1 pseudogene is annotated in these 202 nt (G+C 60.4%); it reads right to left on the minus strand.

The window, feature by feature from the left end:
* A pseudogene (locus FDX22_RS12225) lies at window positions 1-202 on the minus strand (hypothetical protein); the annotation flags it as partial.

Raw genomic sequence — 202 nt, forward strand, 5'->3', positions numbered from 1 at the left:
GCTGGCGGGTTTCGCCGTCACGTTCACCGCCCAGGCCAGCAGACGCAACATGCTCCCGCTGGCCGTGGCCACAAACATATTGGCCAGCACCGTGGACACCAGAACCTCTCTCAGCCACATCACCGGCGCAGTCACAATGGCCGTAATTAACCGCCAGAACGGTGACATGCGGGATGTGTTAGTGATCATGCCTTCCTCAGCC

It is taken from the genome of Citrobacter sp. TBCS-14 (genome assembly GCF_005280805.1).
Classification (GTDB): Bacteria; Pseudomonadota; Gammaproteobacteria; order Enterobacterales; family Enterobacteriaceae; genus Citrobacter; species Citrobacter gillenii.